Annotated in this window: 19 protein-coding genes; 8 read left to right on the top strand and 11 right to left on the bottom strand. The window is 39.5% G+C overall.

Annotated elements, in window-relative coordinates:
- The 8 genes from rplR to L652_RS0104155 form a co-directional block, all read right to left on the bottom strand.
- On the bottom strand, nucleotides 1–329 hold a 329-nt coding region (gene rplR / locus L652_RS0104190; protein ID WP_024595204.1), incomplete at its 3' end, for a 50S ribosomal protein L18.
- A gap of 9 nt (nucleotides 330–338) precedes the next feature.
- On the bottom strand, nucleotides 339–872 hold the full coding sequence (gene rplF / locus L652_RS0104185; protein WP_002959488.1) for a 50S ribosomal protein L6: 534 nt from the start codon (nucleotides 870–872) through the stop codon (nucleotides 339–341).
- A gap of 13 nt (nucleotides 873–885) precedes the next feature.
- Nucleotides 886–1,278 carry a 30S ribosomal protein S8 gene (gene rpsH, locus L652_RS0104180; RefSeq protein WP_002959491.1) on the bottom strand — a complete coding sequence of 131 codons (393 nt, stop codon included), beginning with the start codon at nucleotides 1,276–1,278 and terminating at the stop codon, nucleotides 886–888.
- A gap of 21 nt (nucleotides 1,279–1,299) precedes the next feature.
- Nucleotides 1,300–1,605: a 30S ribosomal protein S14 gene (gene rpsN, locus L652_RS0104175; protein ID WP_006794245.1), complete on the bottom strand. Its 306-nt coding sequence runs from the start codon at nucleotides 1,603–1,605 to the stop codon at nucleotides 1,300–1,302.
- Nucleotides 1,606–1,615: 10 nt separating this feature from the next.
- Nucleotides 1,616–2,155 carry a 50S ribosomal protein L5 gene (gene rplE, locus L652_RS0104170; protein ID WP_010554915.1) on the bottom strand — a complete coding sequence of 180 codons (540 nt, stop codon included), beginning with the start codon at nucleotides 2,153–2,155 and terminating at the stop codon, nucleotides 1,616–1,618.
- A gap of 16 nt (nucleotides 2,156–2,171) precedes the next feature.
- Nucleotides 2,172–2,486 carry a 50S ribosomal protein L24 gene (rplX, locus tag L652_RS0104165; protein WP_002959496.1) on the bottom strand — a complete coding sequence of 105 codons (315 nt, stop codon included), beginning with the start codon at nucleotides 2,484–2,486 and terminating at the stop codon, nucleotides 2,172–2,174.
- A gap of 10 nt (nucleotides 2,487–2,496) precedes the next feature.
- Nucleotides 2,497–2,865, bottom strand: coding sequence for a 50S ribosomal protein L14 (rplN, locus tag L652_RS0104160; protein WP_002959498.1), 369 nt, complete (start codon nucleotides 2,863–2,865; stop codon nucleotides 2,497–2,499).
- A gap of 272 nt (nucleotides 2,866–3,137) precedes the next feature.
- Entirely contained in the window at nucleotides 3,138–5,108 is a 1,971-nt protein-coding gene (locus L652_RS0104155) for an AsmA family protein (RefSeq protein WP_024595205.1), read from the bottom strand.
- Between the two features lie 232 nt (nucleotides 5,109–5,340).
- On the opposite strand from L652_RS0104155, the gene L652_RS0104150 reads away from it, so the two are divergent.
- From L652_RS0104150 to L652_RS0104110, 8 genes are all read left to right on the top strand, one after another.
- The gene (locus L652_RS0104150; RefSeq protein WP_024595206.1) at nucleotides 5,341–5,766 is read left to right on the top strand and encodes a hypothetical protein; all 426 of its coding nucleotides are present in this window, start codon (nucleotides 5,341–5,343) and stop codon (nucleotides 5,764–5,766) included.
- Nucleotides 5,767–5,774: 8 nt separating this feature from the next.
- A complete protein-coding gene (locus L652_RS0104145; RefSeq protein ID WP_024595207.1) occupies nucleotides 5,775–5,975 on the top strand; it encodes a helix-turn-helix transcriptional regulator in 201 nt (66 codons plus the stop codon).
- Nucleotides 5,976–6,130: 155 nt separating this feature from the next.
- The gene (locus L652_RS0104140) at nucleotides 6,131–7,294 is read left to right on the top strand and encodes a hypothetical protein (protein WP_024595208.1); all 1,164 of its coding nucleotides are present in this window, start codon (nucleotides 6,131–6,133) and stop codon (nucleotides 7,292–7,294) included.
- Nucleotides 7,295–7,570: 276 nt separating this feature from the next.
- Nucleotides 7,571–8,257 carry a TorF family putative porin gene (locus L652_RS0104135; protein WP_024591363.1) on the top strand — a complete coding sequence of 229 codons (687 nt, stop codon included), beginning with the start codon at nucleotides 7,571–7,573 and terminating at the stop codon, nucleotides 8,255–8,257.
- 192 nt (nucleotides 8,258–8,449) lie between these two features.
- On the top strand, nucleotides 8,450–9,163 hold the full coding sequence (locus tag L652_RS0104125) for a YIP1 family protein (protein ID WP_024595209.1): 714 nt from the start codon (nucleotides 8,450–8,452) through the stop codon (nucleotides 9,161–9,163).
- Between the two features lie 55 nt (nucleotides 9,164–9,218).
- Nucleotides 9,219–10,385 (top strand): efflux RND transporter periplasmic adaptor subunit, encoded by a 1,167-nt coding sequence (locus L652_RS0104120; protein ID WP_024595210.1) that lies wholly within the window; start codon nucleotides 9,219–9,221, stop codon nucleotides 10,383–10,385.
- On the top strand, nucleotides 10,385–11,092 hold the full coding sequence (locus L652_RS0104115; RefSeq protein WP_024595211.1) for an ABC transporter ATP-binding protein: 708 nt from the start codon (nucleotides 10,385–10,387) through the stop codon (nucleotides 11,090–11,092). Before L652_RS0104120 ends, L652_RS0104115 begins: the two co-directional genes overlap by 1 nt.
- A complete protein-coding gene (locus L652_RS0104110; RefSeq protein ID WP_024595212.1) occupies nucleotides 11,085–12,323 on the top strand; it encodes an ABC transporter permease in 1,239 nt (412 codons plus the stop codon). The genes L652_RS0104115 and L652_RS0104110 overlap by 8 nt, the downstream gene beginning before the upstream one ends.
- 13 nt (nucleotides 12,324–12,336) lie before the next feature.
- On the opposite strand, the gene L652_RS0104105 is transcribed toward L652_RS0104110, so the two are convergent.
- The 3 genes from L652_RS0104105 to L652_RS0104095 all read right to left on the bottom strand — a co-directional run.
- Nucleotides 12,337–12,666 (bottom strand): hypothetical protein, encoded by a 330-nt coding sequence (locus L652_RS0104105; protein WP_024595213.1) that lies wholly within the window; start codon nucleotides 12,664–12,666, stop codon nucleotides 12,337–12,339.
- On the bottom strand, nucleotides 12,663–12,974 hold the full coding sequence (locus tag L652_RS0104100) for a Bor family protein (RefSeq protein WP_002959514.1): 312 nt from the start codon (nucleotides 12,972–12,974) through the stop codon (nucleotides 12,663–12,665). The genes L652_RS0104105 and L652_RS0104100 overlap by 4 nt, the downstream gene beginning before the upstream one ends.
- Nucleotides 12,975–13,157: 183 nt before the next feature.
- Nucleotides 13,158–14,719, bottom strand: a 1,562-nt coding sequence (locus tag L652_RS0104095; RefSeq protein ID WP_024603317.1) for a M1 family aminopeptidase, incomplete at its 5' end; no start/stop codon positions are given.

Genomic DNA, 14,719 nt, shown 5'->3' with positions numbered 1-14,719 from the left:
CGCGCAGCATCAGCTAGCGCCTTCACACGGCCGTGATATTTAAAGCCACTGCGATCAAAAGCAATCTTTTCGATGCCTTTGTCAGCCGCACGTTCAGCAACCGCTTTGCCAACTGCTTGCGCAGCTTCAACGTTACCGGTGCCTTTAACTGTTTCGCTAATAGCCTTTTCAACAGTAGAAGCAGCAGCCAGTACATTACCCTCAGCATTTACAACTTGAGCGTATATGTGACGTGGCGTGCGGTGGATAACAAGACGCGTTGTGCCTTGTTCAATATAATTTCTACGAGTGCGTTTAGCACGACGTAGACGAGCTGTTTTTTTATCCATCGTCTTACCTTACTTCTTCTTAGCCTCTTTACGGCGTACATTCTCATCTGAATAACGAACACCCTTACCTTTATAAGGCTCAGGTTTACGGTATGCACGAATGTTAGCAGCTGTTTGACCAACTAACTGCTTGTCTACGCCCTTAACTAGAACTTCTGTTTGGCTTGGAGTTTCAATCGTAATTCCTTCAGGAACTGCGAAATTAACTGGGTGTGAGAAGCCAAGAGTTAAATCTAATGTTTTACCCTTCGCTGCAGCACGGTAACCCACGCCTACTAACTGAAGTTTCTTCTCGTAACCTTCATGCGTACCAACAACCATGTTGTTGATTAGAGCGCGAGCAGTACCTGCTTGAGCCCATGCATTAGCTACGCCATCACGAGGTAAAGTAGTAATAACGTTGTCATTTACTTGAACTTCAACAGCGTTGTTGATTGTACGAGTAAGTTCACCGTTTTTGCCTTTAACTGTGATTTCCTGGCCTTTTAATGTAACTTCTACACCGGCAGGAACAGTAATTGGTGCCTTTGCTATGCGAGACATAGTTCCCCTCCGATTAAGCTACAAAACCAATGATTTCACCACCAACACCAGCACTACGTGCTGCGCGGTCTGTCATTAGGCCTTTAGAAGTTGATACGATAGCGATACCAAGACCACCCATTACCTTAGGTAATTGGTCACGTTTCTTATAGATACGTAAACCAGGGCGACTTACACGCTGGATATTTTCAATTACAGCTTTGCCTTCGAAGTACTTCAACTCGATAGAAAGCTCAGGTTTAGTTTCGCCGTTAACAGCGAAATCTACGATATAACCTTCGTCTTTTAGTACTTTAGCTAATGCTACTTTCAGCTTTGAAGTTGGCATCGTTACAGATACTTTCTTCGCTGATTGACCGTTACGAATTCGTGTGAACAAATCCGCGATAGGATCTTGCAAGCTCATAGTCTTACTCCCATGATTCTATTACCAGCTAGCCTTTTTAAGGCCAGGAATTTCACCGCGCATAGCTGCTTCGCGAACTTTAATACGGCTCATGCCGAATTTGCGAAGGAAACCATGTGGGCGGCCCGTAATGTTACAACGATTACGTTGACGTGCAGGGCTAGAATCACGTGGTAAAGCTTGTAGCTTAAGTACCGCGTCCCAACGATCATCTTCAGATGTGTTAACATCACTGATGATAGCTTTTAGTGCAGCGCGCTTTTCAGCGTACTGAGCAACTAGTTTTGTGCGCTTTGCTTCGCGCGCTTTCATAGAATTCTTTGCCATAACCCTACCCTTATTTCTTAAATGGGAAGTTAAACGCTTCTAACAACGCACGGCCTTCCTCATCAGATTTCGCAGAAGTAGTGATAGTAATATCCATACCGCGTACACGGTCTACTTTATCGTAATCGATTTCTGGGAAGATGATTTGTTCACGTACGCCCATGCTGTAGTTGCCACGTCCATCAAAAGACTTTGCACTTACGCCACGGAAGTCACGAATACGTGGGATAGCGATTGATACCAAACGCTCAAAAAAGTCCCACATACGCTCGCCGCGTAGGGTTACTTTACAACCAATCGGGTAGCCTTCACGCACTTTAAAGCCAGCAACAGATTTGCGTGCTTTAGTGATTAAAGGTTTCTGACCAGAGATTGCTGCTAGATCCGCTACTGCGTTATCTAAAATCTTCTTGTCAGCTAGGGCTTCGCCCACGCCCATATTCAATGTGATCTTTTCGATCTGAGGGACTTGCATGACAGAGCTGAAACCAAACTTCTCTTGAAGTTCAGCAACTACTTTGTCTTTATATACTTCATGCAGTTTCGCCATCATTCTACTCCAACTATTAGATAGTTTTACCAGTAGATTTAAAGATACGTAATTTCTTACCATCTTCAATCTTGAAACCTACACGATCAGCTTTACTCGTTTCCGAGTTGAAGATCGCAACGTTTGATGCATCCATAGATGCTTCTTTCTCAACAATGCCGCCAGCTTGGTTCAATTGTGGAACCGGCTTTTGGTGTTTCTTGATCAAGTTTATGCCTTCGACAAAGATTCGACCAGATTCAGTAACAACTGAAAGCACTTTTCCGCGCTTACCTTTGTCTTTACCTGCTAGTACGATTACTTCGTCATCACGACGTATTTTTGCTGCCATGATTGGCTCCTTACAGTACTTCTGGGGCTAGTGAAACGATTTTCATGAACTTATCATTACGAAGTTCGCGAGTCACAGGGCCGAAAATACGTGTACCAATTGGCTGTAAGTTATCATTTAAGATAACAGCAGCGTTGCTGTCAAAACGGATCAGAGAACCATCTGGACGGCGAACACCTTTTCTGGTACGCACAACTACCGCGTTTTTAACATCACCTTTCTTCACTTTACCGCGAGGAATAGCTTCTTTTACAGAAACTTTAATGATGTCGCCAATCGCTGCGTAGCGACGGTGAGAACCACCAAGGACTTTTATACACTGCACTTTGCGAGCGCCGCTGTTATCAGCAACTTCCAGCTGAGTTTGCATTTGGATCATGTTAATGACCTCCGGTGTAGTAATTACAACGTGTCTTAAATTTGTTTAAAATCAAGACATTTCGATTAAATCCCACTCAAAAACAAACGAGTTGTCTCTTAAGGGCGGGCAATTGTACCAGCATTGAGGGGGTAGCGATAGGTTATTTTTTAATTAATTTGGAGTGATGGGAAATTAAAGCTGAGTAATTACGGCTATGTAGCTATTTTACAGGTGGTTACAAAACAAACAAGGCACCTGTAATGTGCCTTGTTTGTTTAAAGTGTAATAAATTAACCAAATAAACCTTTTAATTTATCTTTAATTTTATCTTTTGCTTTGTCTTTGGCTTTTTCTTTTGCCTCATCGACCTTCTGCTTAGCTTCATCTTTGAGCGCATCACCAACATCTAGCTTTATACCTACATCGTGGAAAGGCCCTTTTATACGTAGTGGTATTTTAAAGCCAGTGCTGTCATCGGTAGTTCCCTGACCTTCGATAGATCCAACTATACCTGTAACCAAACGATAGTTGACCGTTGTTTGCGGTAAATCAACGTCGCCTTCACCTGATATTCTAATAAGTGGGCTGATAAGTGATAGGTCGGTATTTTTGCCAACGCCATTAGTAAAGTTAAAACTTCCAGTTAATGCTGAAAAATCTGTTTGCTCAGATTCTTCAAATCCGGTATCAAGCCCTTCAGATGCAGCACCAAAGTTACCTGAAATGAGTTCCTTACCTTTACGAACCATCTCAGCTATATTTGCACCTTTTACAGCTCCATCAGCAAACTCAAATCCAAGCTTTCCATTAAGCGCACCAATAAACGACTTTTGACTTTGGCCAGTTGTGTTTAGGTTCCAATTTAAAGACCCCTTACCCATTAGCTTGTCAAAACCTGCCGCATCCGTTAATAAAGGCTGTGCATCTATTCCAGCTAAGTCAAAGTTAGTTGATATTTTATAAGGTACTTGCTGTGCGTTTACATTGATAACGCCTTTACCTGACCCTTCATAAGCAGAAAAGCTATCTAGGCTTAGTTTTGCAACGCTATTTTTTAAAGCAACAGTAAATTGATTTGCGCCTAATTTAATATCATTTGCTTTTAATCCACTTGAACGAATCACTACATTTGCATCTAGTGAATTTAATGCACTTAAATCAATTTTAGTGTCATCCCATACTATTGGCTCTGCAGGTTTATCTTCTTGCTCTTCTGGCTCTTCTTGTTTTGCCACTGCTTCAGGTAGATACGGGTTTAAGTCAAGCATACCTAAATCAATATCAGCATTTACTGCTAAACGCTTACCTAGGTTAAGCTCGCTCTTACCTTTTATTTCTAATGCGTCTAACGTCGCAACTAAATCTTCTAGATTAAATTTCTCACCTAGTAGGTGCATTTTACCGTTTACACTAAATCCGTTAAATGCATTGTCTTTAGCGTCTAGCTCTATACCTTGCCATTTCGCAATACTTTTAACAGACTCACCGCTTAGTGCTAACTGACCTTTAATATCTTGGCCTTGCTTAGCTATGCTCCCTTCGAACGTTAAATCAACTAAACGAGAATCTAAGGTTTGTTTAACATTAAAAGTAGCACCTTCAATTGCTTTAGCAGGAGTATCTAATTTTATATCAAGATCAAAACGCTCTTGCATATAAGTAATACCCCCTTTTACTTCTAATGTTTTACGAAGTGAAGGAAGTAAAATAGCGAGTTCTAAATCGCTAATTTGTTGTTTGGCACCTGTTTGACCATCTAGATAAGTAAATGTGCCGCCATAAATAGCAACTTCACCCAACTCAATATCAAAGTTATCTGGAAGCTTTATCGCTTCACCTGATTGGCTCTGCTCTTTTGGTTGCTCTGCAACTGCATCAAACAACTGCCAATTGGCTTTACCATTTTTGTCGGTTTCTAATAGGATATTTGGTTCGTTTATAACAAACTTATCTAATTTAAACTCACCACCAAATAATGAAAACCAAGGTATGTGTACAGCAAGCTGTTTCATACTCGCCATATCGGCGCGCGAACCTGATTCCATATTTGCAAAATGCACGTCGTTAAGTTCTAACTTTAATGCAGGGAATACGCTAAGTGTTTTATCACCTTTAATGGTAAGAGTGCGCCCAGTTGTTTGTTCTACCTGCTGCGACACTTTGTTAAAAATAGTATCAGTAGGGATTAGAAACGGTGCGGCAAAAATTAGTGCTATACATAGTAAAAGTATTACACCTACAATTTTAAGTAAGGTTTTCATGATCGTCCTTTAAAACGTGCAAATAATGTTCTTATCATAGCGAGTGTTAGCCTTAAAATCATTGTCGTTCTGATAAAAAAGCTTTTTATTAGATATTACATTCTTATCCTGAATCGCCCCTGAAACATTTTGATACCTTTAGGTTACAAATAAATATTGACCCGGTGAAACCTTAAGGTTACATTGATACCCATAGGTTACAAAAAATAAATACTATCACAGGATGAATATTATGAAACAACAGGATATTAAAACTGAAGAAAAGTTTATGAGTCAAAATATATGGCTTAGTATAAGCACAGCCATGGTTTGTTTACTTCTCAATGTTTACTCACTAATAAAGCACGATAACGAAGGGTTATTATTTGTTGGATTGGGCGTTTCTTTTTATGTAGTTATAGTGATTATTTACCTCATTAAAGGGGGCTTTCCGTTAAAAATGTATTTTCAATACGCTTATAAAGATGAGTTTCTAAACACCATTGATACTAATGCCTATAAACATTTAAGTTTTGCATTTGTATTTTGCCTTCTTGGTGTTTTGTATAGTAACGATTCAATACCTAGCGATGTTTCGCATGCAAATATGGCAATGTTCTATCTAGGTATCATGCTCTTGGTATATGGCGCTTCATTACTTTGGCAAAATCGTGATTAGGAGAGGAAATGCAAAATAACATAGCAAAGTACCGAAAAGAAGCTGGGCTTTCACAACAAGAACTTGCTGATGCTATTAACGTGTCGCGCAAAACAATAAGTACCGTAGAAACAAACCGGTTTACCCCTTCGGTAATAATTGCTCTAAAAATAGCAAAGCATTTTAATACCTCAGTTGAAAGTCTCTTTGTACTAGATAAAAATGATTGATACATGTTAAAGCGTTAGTCTCATTCTATTAGCAAAAATACCGATTTAGCTACTTCAATTACAACGTATGGAGGACAGCGCTGTTGTTATTAGCGTAATTGCGCTAAAATGGACCAGCAAAAAAATATATATCTAAACCGGAGATTCTACAAGGCATGAAAAAACTGCTAATTTCACCGTCAAAAATGACGCTAGGCGAACAAGAAAATCAAATCTATCAGAACATTCTGAAGCAATCTTCAGAATTAAGCCTTAACCTTATGGCCGTGAAAGTAGAAAACCACCCTGATGATTTTTTACCTTGGTGTTACGAATTGCTAAGTGCAAGCAGAGATCGTATGAACTACGATTTACTAGAGCCGCAGCAATTACCAGTACTTAAGAAGCTACACGATCAGCTTATTTCAGCTATCAGCTTTTTACAGGTTAAAACTTTACGTATTGCTCCGTGGCCTGTAGTAAGTGTATTTGTAGAACAACACAAAGACGTTATTGCTCTTGATGAACAGCTTCGCTTAGTAGACTACATTAAAAGCATTCGTGAACAATCTCTTAAAGATATGATTCCTGAAGATTTACTTGCGTTTAGCGGTAAGCACATGGCATCACATGATCCAAGCACATACAACTTTGACGTTGAATGGTTTGCATCAACAAAAAGTGCGAAGAGCTTTCATCAAATGCTTGGCGATTTACCAGGTGCCTTTGACGATGCACTAGTAAATATTCCACTTGAAGGTGACATTACTCAATACGAATATCAACAATTTGTTGCTGCTTATTCAAAAATATTCACCGACAATAATGAAAAACCAACACTTGCGCCTGCAACACGACTGCTTGCAATGCGTCGCCCTGATATATTTACTCCGATCACAAACAATCGATTAGATGCATTATGCGGTGCCCTTGGTGTTTCTAAACTAAAAAATAGTGATTTTGAGCGTTACTGGCAAGATATTGTAAAAGGTATTCAAGCTATGTCATGGTACAAAATGGCTAAACCTAGTAATGGGTTAGAAGAACAATTAGTTGCTATTAAAGCACTAATCCCATGTTTCTTTCACTATGCTGATGCAAAAACACCAGATAACTCTAACTACATCAAACTGTTAAGTAAGCCTAAACGAACTACAACTACGACAGGTAAAACTCAGCGTAGAGGTAAAGAGTCTGCAGAAATTTTAGTAGACCGCGCACTTGCTGCTGACGATATTCCTGAGCACATTCGCAGTAAGCGCGATTCAATTGTGAGTGAAGTTCAAAAAGGTCGTAGTGTAAACGAAACAATTAGCCTTATGCGCACTATATTTGGCTAAAAACTTCTAATTTAGCCGTACTTTTATGGTGCGGCTAGGTTAATTTATGCACCAGCAGTGTGCGCAACATCTCCCTACATACCATATCTCTTCTCAATCTATAAAATACAAGCTCATGTTTTTAATGTATAAAAATAATTTTTAATAAAAAATAATGAAGCTGGCACATACAGTGCAATTATCTCGTTAGTTAAACAATAAAAAGCCGTCAGCCTAAAGGTTCCGAATACATAATAAAAACCTTGGCGAGCAAAAATCATATAACGGGAAATGGACATGCTAAAACTAAAAAAAACCATCGCTATAAGTGCTATAGCATTAATGGGCGCAACATCTTTAACGTCAACAGCCGTACATGCTGAAGTAACAGCAAACGCAGCGGCAACATCAAACTACTTATGGCGTGGTCAAGAGCAAACTGGGGGCGATGCAGCTATTTCAGGCGGTATTGATTACGCCAATGAATCGGGCTTTTATGCAGGTACTTGGGCTTCAAATGCATCGTGGGCAGATGAAATGACCTATGAGCTTGATTTATATGCAGGCTTTGGTGGCGACATTAACGAAAGCGTTAGCTATGATGTTGGCTATATTTATTACGCTTACCCAGATGCAGCTTCTGAAGCTGACGCAGATTTCTCTGAAATTTACGGTAGCATCAGTGTTGAAGGCTTTACATTTGGTGCTTCAGTACTTGCAACATCAGCTGCAAGTGGTGATGGTACAGACTTTGGTGATTCACTTTACCTGACAGCTGATTACGGTTTTGCTGTTGGCAGTAACGGCACTGAAATGGCACTTCACTTAGGCCACTACTCTGGTGACTTTATTGGCGATGATAATATCTTAGATTACGGTGTATCAATCTCGAAAGACGGTTTTACTTTTGGTTTGTCTGATACAGATATGGATGATTCAGATATTAAAGCTTACGTTGCTTATTCTGTAGACTTTAATTTATAAGAAAGAATGTGTTACTTGCTGCGACACGAAGGGCCTTTTGGCCCTTTTCTCGTTTTTGCACAAGACCCCTCACATCTGTTAACAAACCGTTACAATTGAATGAAAACAATACATACATTTTCCTTTATTCTATTACCTAGTCACTGGGCATTTATAACTGCCTAGCCATAAAATAGGTATAAAGGAATAATAATGAAATCACCTAACGCGTTTAGCGCCCTACTCGATATTTATATAAGTCCTAGTAAAGCTTTCAATGGTGTTGAACACGCCAAAGGTTGGTCATGGCTTGCTTTTATAGTCATGTCTTTAGTTTCAATGGCGAGTATTTATATTTTTTATTCCACTGTTGATATGCAGTTTTTGATTAATGAGCAAGTAGCAGCATCAACTATTGATGCGACGATTGGCGAGCAAAAAATGATTCGCCAAAGTATAGAGCAAAATGCAGAAGGCCAAATATGGTTTGGTTTGTTTGGCGGCGTAATTGCGCTGGCTATCATGAATGCATTAGTGGCACTTTATTATATGCTTGTGGCTAAACAAGATCCTGAATCAGAACATAGCTACGGAGCTTGGTATGGATTCGCTACCTGGACAATGATGCCAGTTGTTATTTCAAGCCTAGGAACAATTGCTCTTGTACTAAGTGCAAGTACAGATCAAATATCTCAACAAGCCGTATTTAGCTACGCATCTATTAACCAATTAATAATAGGACTTGAAATTGGCCATCCTTTTTATAGCTTATTAGAATCAATAAACTTATTTAGCTTTTGGAGCATTTCGCTGGGAATGATCGGCTTAAAATGCTGGACTAATTTTTCAACTAACAAAGCACTCCTATTCTCTGCTCTTCCTTCAATTATTATTTTTGGTATTTGGGCAATCATTGCAGCAAGTTAACTCTTAAGTGGAGGTAGATACTAGCTCCACATTACTTAATTCACGGATAGATAAAATGAAAAAAGCAATAATCATCACACTCGCTGTAGGCGCATTTATAGCCCTAATTGTGTCAAAGCAAATTTCTGGCGATGAAAAACAAGCCGAAGTAAATATTGCTCAAGTAGAGCTTGGCGACATTGCTGACTCAATAATGGCTTCAGGTAATTTAGTTTTTAATACACAAGTGCAATTACGCTCTGAAGTGACGGGCCGAGTAGATAAAATATTTGTTCAAGAAGGCCAAGGAGTTAAACAAGGCGATATGTTAATGCGCCTTGATACAACTGCCTTTGAATCAGAAGTTACCCGTAGTAAAGCAATCCTTCGCGCCACAGAAATTGAAATTAAACACAATAAAACACGCCTTGCTAACCTAGAGCGCCAACTTAAAAGACAAAAAGACTTATATGATGTCGGTTTAGGTAATCAAGAGAGCTACGAGAATATTGAAAGCGCACGCGATCTAGCTAAAATCGATATTGAATCACGAATAGAGTCGTACAACCAAGCACAAGCGTCACTACAAATTGCGCAAGATCGCTTAAGTAAAAGTGTATTTAGAGCTCCAATGAGCGGCTTGCTTGCATCTGTAAATATTAAAGAAGGTGAAACCGTTATAGCCGGTACTACTAATATTATTGGCTCTGATTTAATGCTAGTAGCCGATCCTAGCGCTATCTTAGCCGAGCTACGTGTGGATGAAACCGACATTGCGAGCATTAAGCTTAACCAAAAAGCGAATATTTATGCGGCCGCATACCCTAATAAACCATTTAGCGGCACAGTAATCAATATTGGTACTTCAGCTAAAAACCAAGCCGGCTCTCAAGGTTTATCGTTTAAAGTAAAAGTATTACTCGATACTACTGAGCGCCAGCTATATGCAGGAATGAGTTGTAGAGCAGAGATCGCAACAAGCATTGCCGAAAACGGTTTAAAACTTCCAATAGAAGCAATCCAAAAAGAAGACGATAAAACATTTGTATGGCGACTAAATAGTGATAACACCGTTAGCAAAATTGCCGTAACTGTTGGAATATCATCTGATATAGAACAAGCAATTACTGACGGCTTAAATGAGGGCGACAAAATAGTTATTGGCCCTGCGCGCCCAGTAAGTCTTCTGACTGAAGGTGATGTGGTAAAACTTAAATCAGATGCAGACAAGGAAGAAGCCTAATGTCTGCGGTAATCAAGCTAGAGCATATTAATAAACAATACAAAATGGGCTCAGAGGTATTTAAGGCACTTGATGATGTAAAAGTACATATAATGCAAAACGAATACGTGGCGATTATAGGACCTTCTGGTTCAGGCAAGTCGACCTTAATGAACTTATTAGGCTGTTTAGATACACCCAGCAGTGGCGAATACTACTTAAAAGATAAACTAGTAAAAAGTATGACCGAGACAGAGCTTGCTCATCAGCGTAATGAAAGTGTCGGGTTTATATTTCAAAGCTTTAACTTAATACCACGTGCAACCGCACTAGAAAATGTAATGCAGCCTTTAGTATATCGCTTTATTCCTAGTAAACAACGAAAGCAACAAGCTTTAGAAGCACTAAAGCGGGTAGGTCTCGGTGATAAAGTTAATCATTTATCTAGCCAACTATCGGGCGGGCAACGTCAACGTGTTGCGATTGCCCGCGCTTTAGTCACAAAACCACATATATTATTAGGAGATGAACCCACAGGTAATCTTGATAGTAAAACGACCCGCGAAATTATGGATTTGTTTGATGAGCTGCATAACGAAGGTCACACTATTATTTTAGTAACACATGAGCAAGAAATTGCCGATCATTGCCAACGCGTGATTCGTTTAGTGGACGGTAAAGTGGTAAGTGATGTAACTAAAGATGAAGGAATCAAGCAGCATGTTTAAATCAGCTCTTGCGATAATGGAAGGCACTAAGGCCGCTTTTTCAGCTATTAAAGCTAATGCAATGCGCAGCGCACTGACCTGTTTGGGCATTATTATTGGTGTTGCCGCCGTAGTTACTGTCGTTGCAGTAATGCAGGGTTTTACAAAGCAAATAAATGATCAACTTGCTGATATGTCGCCAGATGTAACAACAATAAAGCCTTACACTAGTATTGAACTCGAAATGGTTGGTAAAAATGCCAAGCTTACCTACGACGATTTTTTAGCTCTAAAGTCGCGTATAAAAGAAGCTGAAACGCTAACTGCCCTAATGTTTACCTGGCGCTTTTCGGGGGGAGCTGAGTATGGAAATAAAAGCCATTCATCGCGTGTTATCGGTACCGAGCAAGACTATCAAAAAGCGTATCGTACTTATCCTGAACTTGGTCGCTTTATTCGTGCTGAGGACGATGATAAGCGAAGAAGGGTCGCATTTATCGGCCCTTCAATCATAGAAAAACTAAACCTTCCTGAAAACCCAGTAGGTGAATATATAAAGCTAGGTGGTGAATGGTTTAGAATTATTGGCGTTGCTGAAAAACAAGGTAGCTTATTTGGTTTTGACCAAGACGATTACATTAATATTCCAATTAGTACCATGAGTGCTTTAGAAGGCGGAAGTACACAAACTAATGTGCAAATTATGTTTAGGTTAAATAAAGGTACTAACGAAGAACAAGTGCTTGCAAAAATCACTCGTGTATTGCGCCAACTACATAAACTAAAAGAGAAAGATGAAAACGACTTTGAATTTGAAACCGCTGAAAAATCTCGTGCTCAAATAGATAAATTTACCAGCAGTGCTACTGCTATTACTGCTGGTATTGTTGGCATTAGCTTACTTGTTGGCGGTATTGGTGTTATGAACATAATGCTAGTGTCGGTAACTGAACGCACACGCGTTATTGGTACATTAAAAGCACTAGGCGCAACACCTGGTTTTATTATGCTGCAGTTTTTAGTTGAAGCCGTTGTGCTTTCACTTTTTGGTGGTTTAATAGGACTCATTATAGGATATGGCGCCGCAGGGCTTATTTCGTTTTTAGTCCCAAGTATGCCTGATGCATACATACCAGTATGGGCTGTAATACTATCGTTCGGATTTACATCAATGATTGGGATTATATTTGGTTTAGCCCCTGCTATTAAAGCAGCAAGACTAAACCCTATAGATGCATTGCGTTACGAATAACTATTTTAAATAATTATTTAGCTTTAAATGGTACCTTATTACATTGTACTTCTACTGTTTTAGGGTACCAAGCTGGGCTAATTTGATTCACAACCACCTCAGCTAAACTATTAGTAAACGATTTATACGTATGAACGCTTTGCCACTCCCCTTGTGGGCAATGTTTTGTTAAATCTAACGGCTCTGATCCCTCGTACAACGCAAGTGCAAAATTATGATGCCACTGTGAGCTTTTTAGCGCTTTATTGCTTACTTTGCTCTGCATACCGTTATCAAAGTAAATATTTGTACACCCCGTTAAAATAATCAGTGTGCAACCGGCTGCAAATAGCTTGATGCTCATAATGTCTCCCCTAGTACTTGCTCTTGGCACCACACTTTAATGGTATGGGGCGAGTATATTCCAAGCGTAATTAAACTAAGCGCTCCATCACTAAACGTTTGTTGTGACTGCATTTGAATAACGGGTGTATTTGAACATATTTGTTTTACGTCTACCCGCTGCTCACCCACTAATCCCCATAAATAAAATGGGCGGCTATCTTCGTAATTAGCTTGGCTCGTTATTTTTGCTGTTGCCTGTGGCTGAATGGTTACCGCAGAACAAGCACTGAGGCTTAATGCTATCGCCCCTATTATTAATGGCTTCATACTCTTCCTTATAAACTAAATATCAGTAAGGTAACTTTATAAGAGAACATAAAATATTAGCGTAAAAAGCTGTGGGGAATATGTAGAAACGCTATGAAGTTTTATACAGTTTATTACACATAAAGGCCGCATAAATGCGGCCTTTAGAGTAGTCAGTTTAAGTGCTTAGTAAATAAATAGACTTTAAAACTTAGCTAAGTTGTTTTTACTGTCTTTATCGACCAGCTTAATGTAAGGATCAACCCCTGCAAATAATGGTTTTTCTTTTACTTTTAGCTCAATAGTATTATTACCAGATACTATTTGATGCTTTTGCGAGTAAATAACAAAGTCTTCAGCGAGTAAGTTTTCAGGGTCGTCGCTAAATAATGCAATATCAATTAGCTCATCGAGCGGCTGCTCAGTTTCTTCACCTTGTCCATCGGCATGCTGCTTAGTTGCTTCAACGCTCAGTGTTACTGTATAAAAACCTTCGCCATCAACATCATCTGTAACCGACACTTCTTTCATTTCAAGCTCATAAAGCGTTATATATTTAAACTGATCATCAATAAAACGCTGTTCAGCTTGTGTTGCATCTCGCTTTAAATAACTAAGTAAATCAAGTGTGGTTGGATATGGCGTTGATTGATATTTAAACTCATTCAAAAACGCTTTAAGTGCTGCATTTAAGCGTACTTCACCTAAACGATCATAAATCGCCATCATCGCAACTGAGCCTTTATTGTAATGAAGGTATTGTTGAGCCTGCGTTTTATATAGTGGCATTTCTTCAAAGGCTTCGCCAGTACGGCCCATTAAGTATTTATCTAACTCGTACTTTAAGAATTTACGGAGCTTCTCGGCGCCAAAGCGTTTTTTTAGCACCATAAGCGCACTGTACTGGGAAAGTGTTTCAGAAATAACAGCACTGCCCTCTACATTAGCCCCCGATACTTGATGCCCCCACCATTGGTGCGCAACTTCATGTGCGGTTACATAGTAAGGTAGGTCAACTTTACTCTCATCTCTTAGGTCTGTAATAAAACCAATACTTTCTGAGTAAGGTACCGTATTGGCAAAACTTTGCGCAAACGAGCGATACTTAGGAAATTCAATAATACGAAGCTGTCTATGCTGATACGGGCCAAAGGCTTGTGTGTAGTAATCTATTGAGTCTTGAACTGACTCAATCATGCGGTCAACATTCCATGTATGATCTTTGTGGTAGTACACCTCAATATTTACCCCATTATGCTCAACCTTTTTACTTTCAAGCTCTGCCGAAAGCACAGAGTAAAAGTTTATAATTGGAGCATCCATTTCATAAACAAAGGTGCGGCGTCCAGCTTTTACACTCTCACTTTTTAAGTAACCTGGAGTAATCGCAAATTGTGACTCATCGGTGGTTACCGTTGCCTTATAGTTTATAAACCCATTAGCAGGCCCAAACTCATTTTGCGTATAATAACGGCTGTCTTCTAGTTTATGTGCGCGCTCAAGTTCAGGTAACTCGTGCTTGCGGCGCTCATACTTATCGGCAATTTGAAAATACTTTTGATAACCAAAATTTGGTAATAATTCTCCATTATTTACAAATGTACCGTTGTGCACGAGTTGAGTATCAGATCTTCTATCAACAAAACCGTCGTGTTCACGAGAAACTGAGAGCTCGCCTTCTCGCACTTCATTGGGCATTAGCGGTTGTTCAAACTCAAACCATACCATGCCAAAATCGGTTAAACGCTCTACTATTTTTCCGCCCG

Origin of the sequence: Pseudoalteromonas sp. TB25, from assembly GCF_000497995.1 — a bacterium.
In the GTDB taxonomy this organism is placed as follows: Bacteria; Pseudomonadota; Gammaproteobacteria; order Enterobacterales; family Alteromonadaceae; genus Pseudoalteromonas; species Pseudoalteromonas distincta.
The sequence above is the reverse complement of the archived record's forward strand: the minus strand, read 5'-3'. Positions and strand labels throughout refer to the sequence as shown.

Bases quoted from the DNA above. Each gene is read 5' to 3' on its own strand.
- rplF (WP_002959488.1), bottom strand. From the start codon at position 872: ATGTCTCGCATAGCAAAGGCACCAATTACTGTTCCTGCCGGTGTAGAA.
- rpsH (WP_002959491.1), bottom strand. From the start codon at position 1,278: ATGAGCTTGCAAGATCCTATCGCGGATTTGTTCACACGAATTCGTAAC.
- rpsN (WP_006794245.1), bottom strand. From the start codon at position 1,605: ATGGCAAAGAATTCTATGAAAGCGCGCGAAGCAAAGCGCACAAAACTA.
- rplE (WP_010554915.1), bottom strand. From the start codon at position 2,155: ATGGCGAAACTGCATGAAGTATATAAAGACAAAGTAGTTGCTGAACTT.
- rplX (WP_002959496.1), bottom strand. From the start codon at position 2,486: ATGGCAGCAAAAATACGTCGTGATGACGAAGTAATCGTACTAGCAGGT.
- rplN (WP_002959498.1), bottom strand. From the start codon at position 2,865: ATGATCCAAATGCAAACTCAGCTGGAAGTTGCTGATAACAGCGGCGCT.
- L652_RS0104155 (WP_024595205.1), bottom strand. From the start codon at position 5,108: ATGAAAACCTTACTTAAAATTGTAGGTGTAATACTTTTACTATGTATA.
- L652_RS0104150 (WP_024595206.1), top strand. From the start codon at position 5,341: ATGAAACAACAGGATATTAAAACTGAAGAAAAGTTTATGAGTCAAAAT.
- L652_RS0104145 (WP_024595207.1), top strand. From the start codon at position 5,775: ATGCAAAATAACATAGCAAAGTACCGAAAAGAAGCTGGGCTTTCACAA.
- L652_RS0104140 (WP_024595208.1), top strand. From the start codon at position 6,131: ATGAAAAAACTGCTAATTTCACCGTCAAAAATGACGCTAGGCGAACAA.
- L652_RS0104135 (WP_024591363.1), top strand. From the start codon at position 7,571: ATGCTAAAACTAAAAAAAACCATCGCTATAAGTGCTATAGCATTAATG.
- L652_RS0104125 (WP_024595209.1), top strand. From the start codon at position 8,450: ATGAAATCACCTAACGCGTTTAGCGCCCTACTCGATATTTATATAAGT.
- L652_RS0104120 (WP_024595210.1), top strand. From the start codon at position 9,219: ATGAAAAAAGCAATAATCATCACACTCGCTGTAGGCGCATTTATAGCC.
- L652_RS0104115 (WP_024595211.1), top strand. From the start codon at position 10,385: ATGTCTGCGGTAATCAAGCTAGAGCATATTAATAAACAATACAAAATG.
- L652_RS0104110 (WP_024595212.1), top strand. From the start codon at position 11,085: ATGTTTAAATCAGCTCTTGCGATAATGGAAGGCACTAAGGCCGCTTTT.
- L652_RS0104105 (WP_024595213.1), bottom strand. From the start codon at position 12,666: ATGAGCATCAAGCTATTTGCAGCCGGTTGCACACTGATTATTTTAACG.
- L652_RS0104100 (WP_002959514.1), bottom strand. From the start codon at position 12,974: ATGAAGCCATTAATAATAGGGGCGATAGCATTAAGCCTCAGTGCTTGT.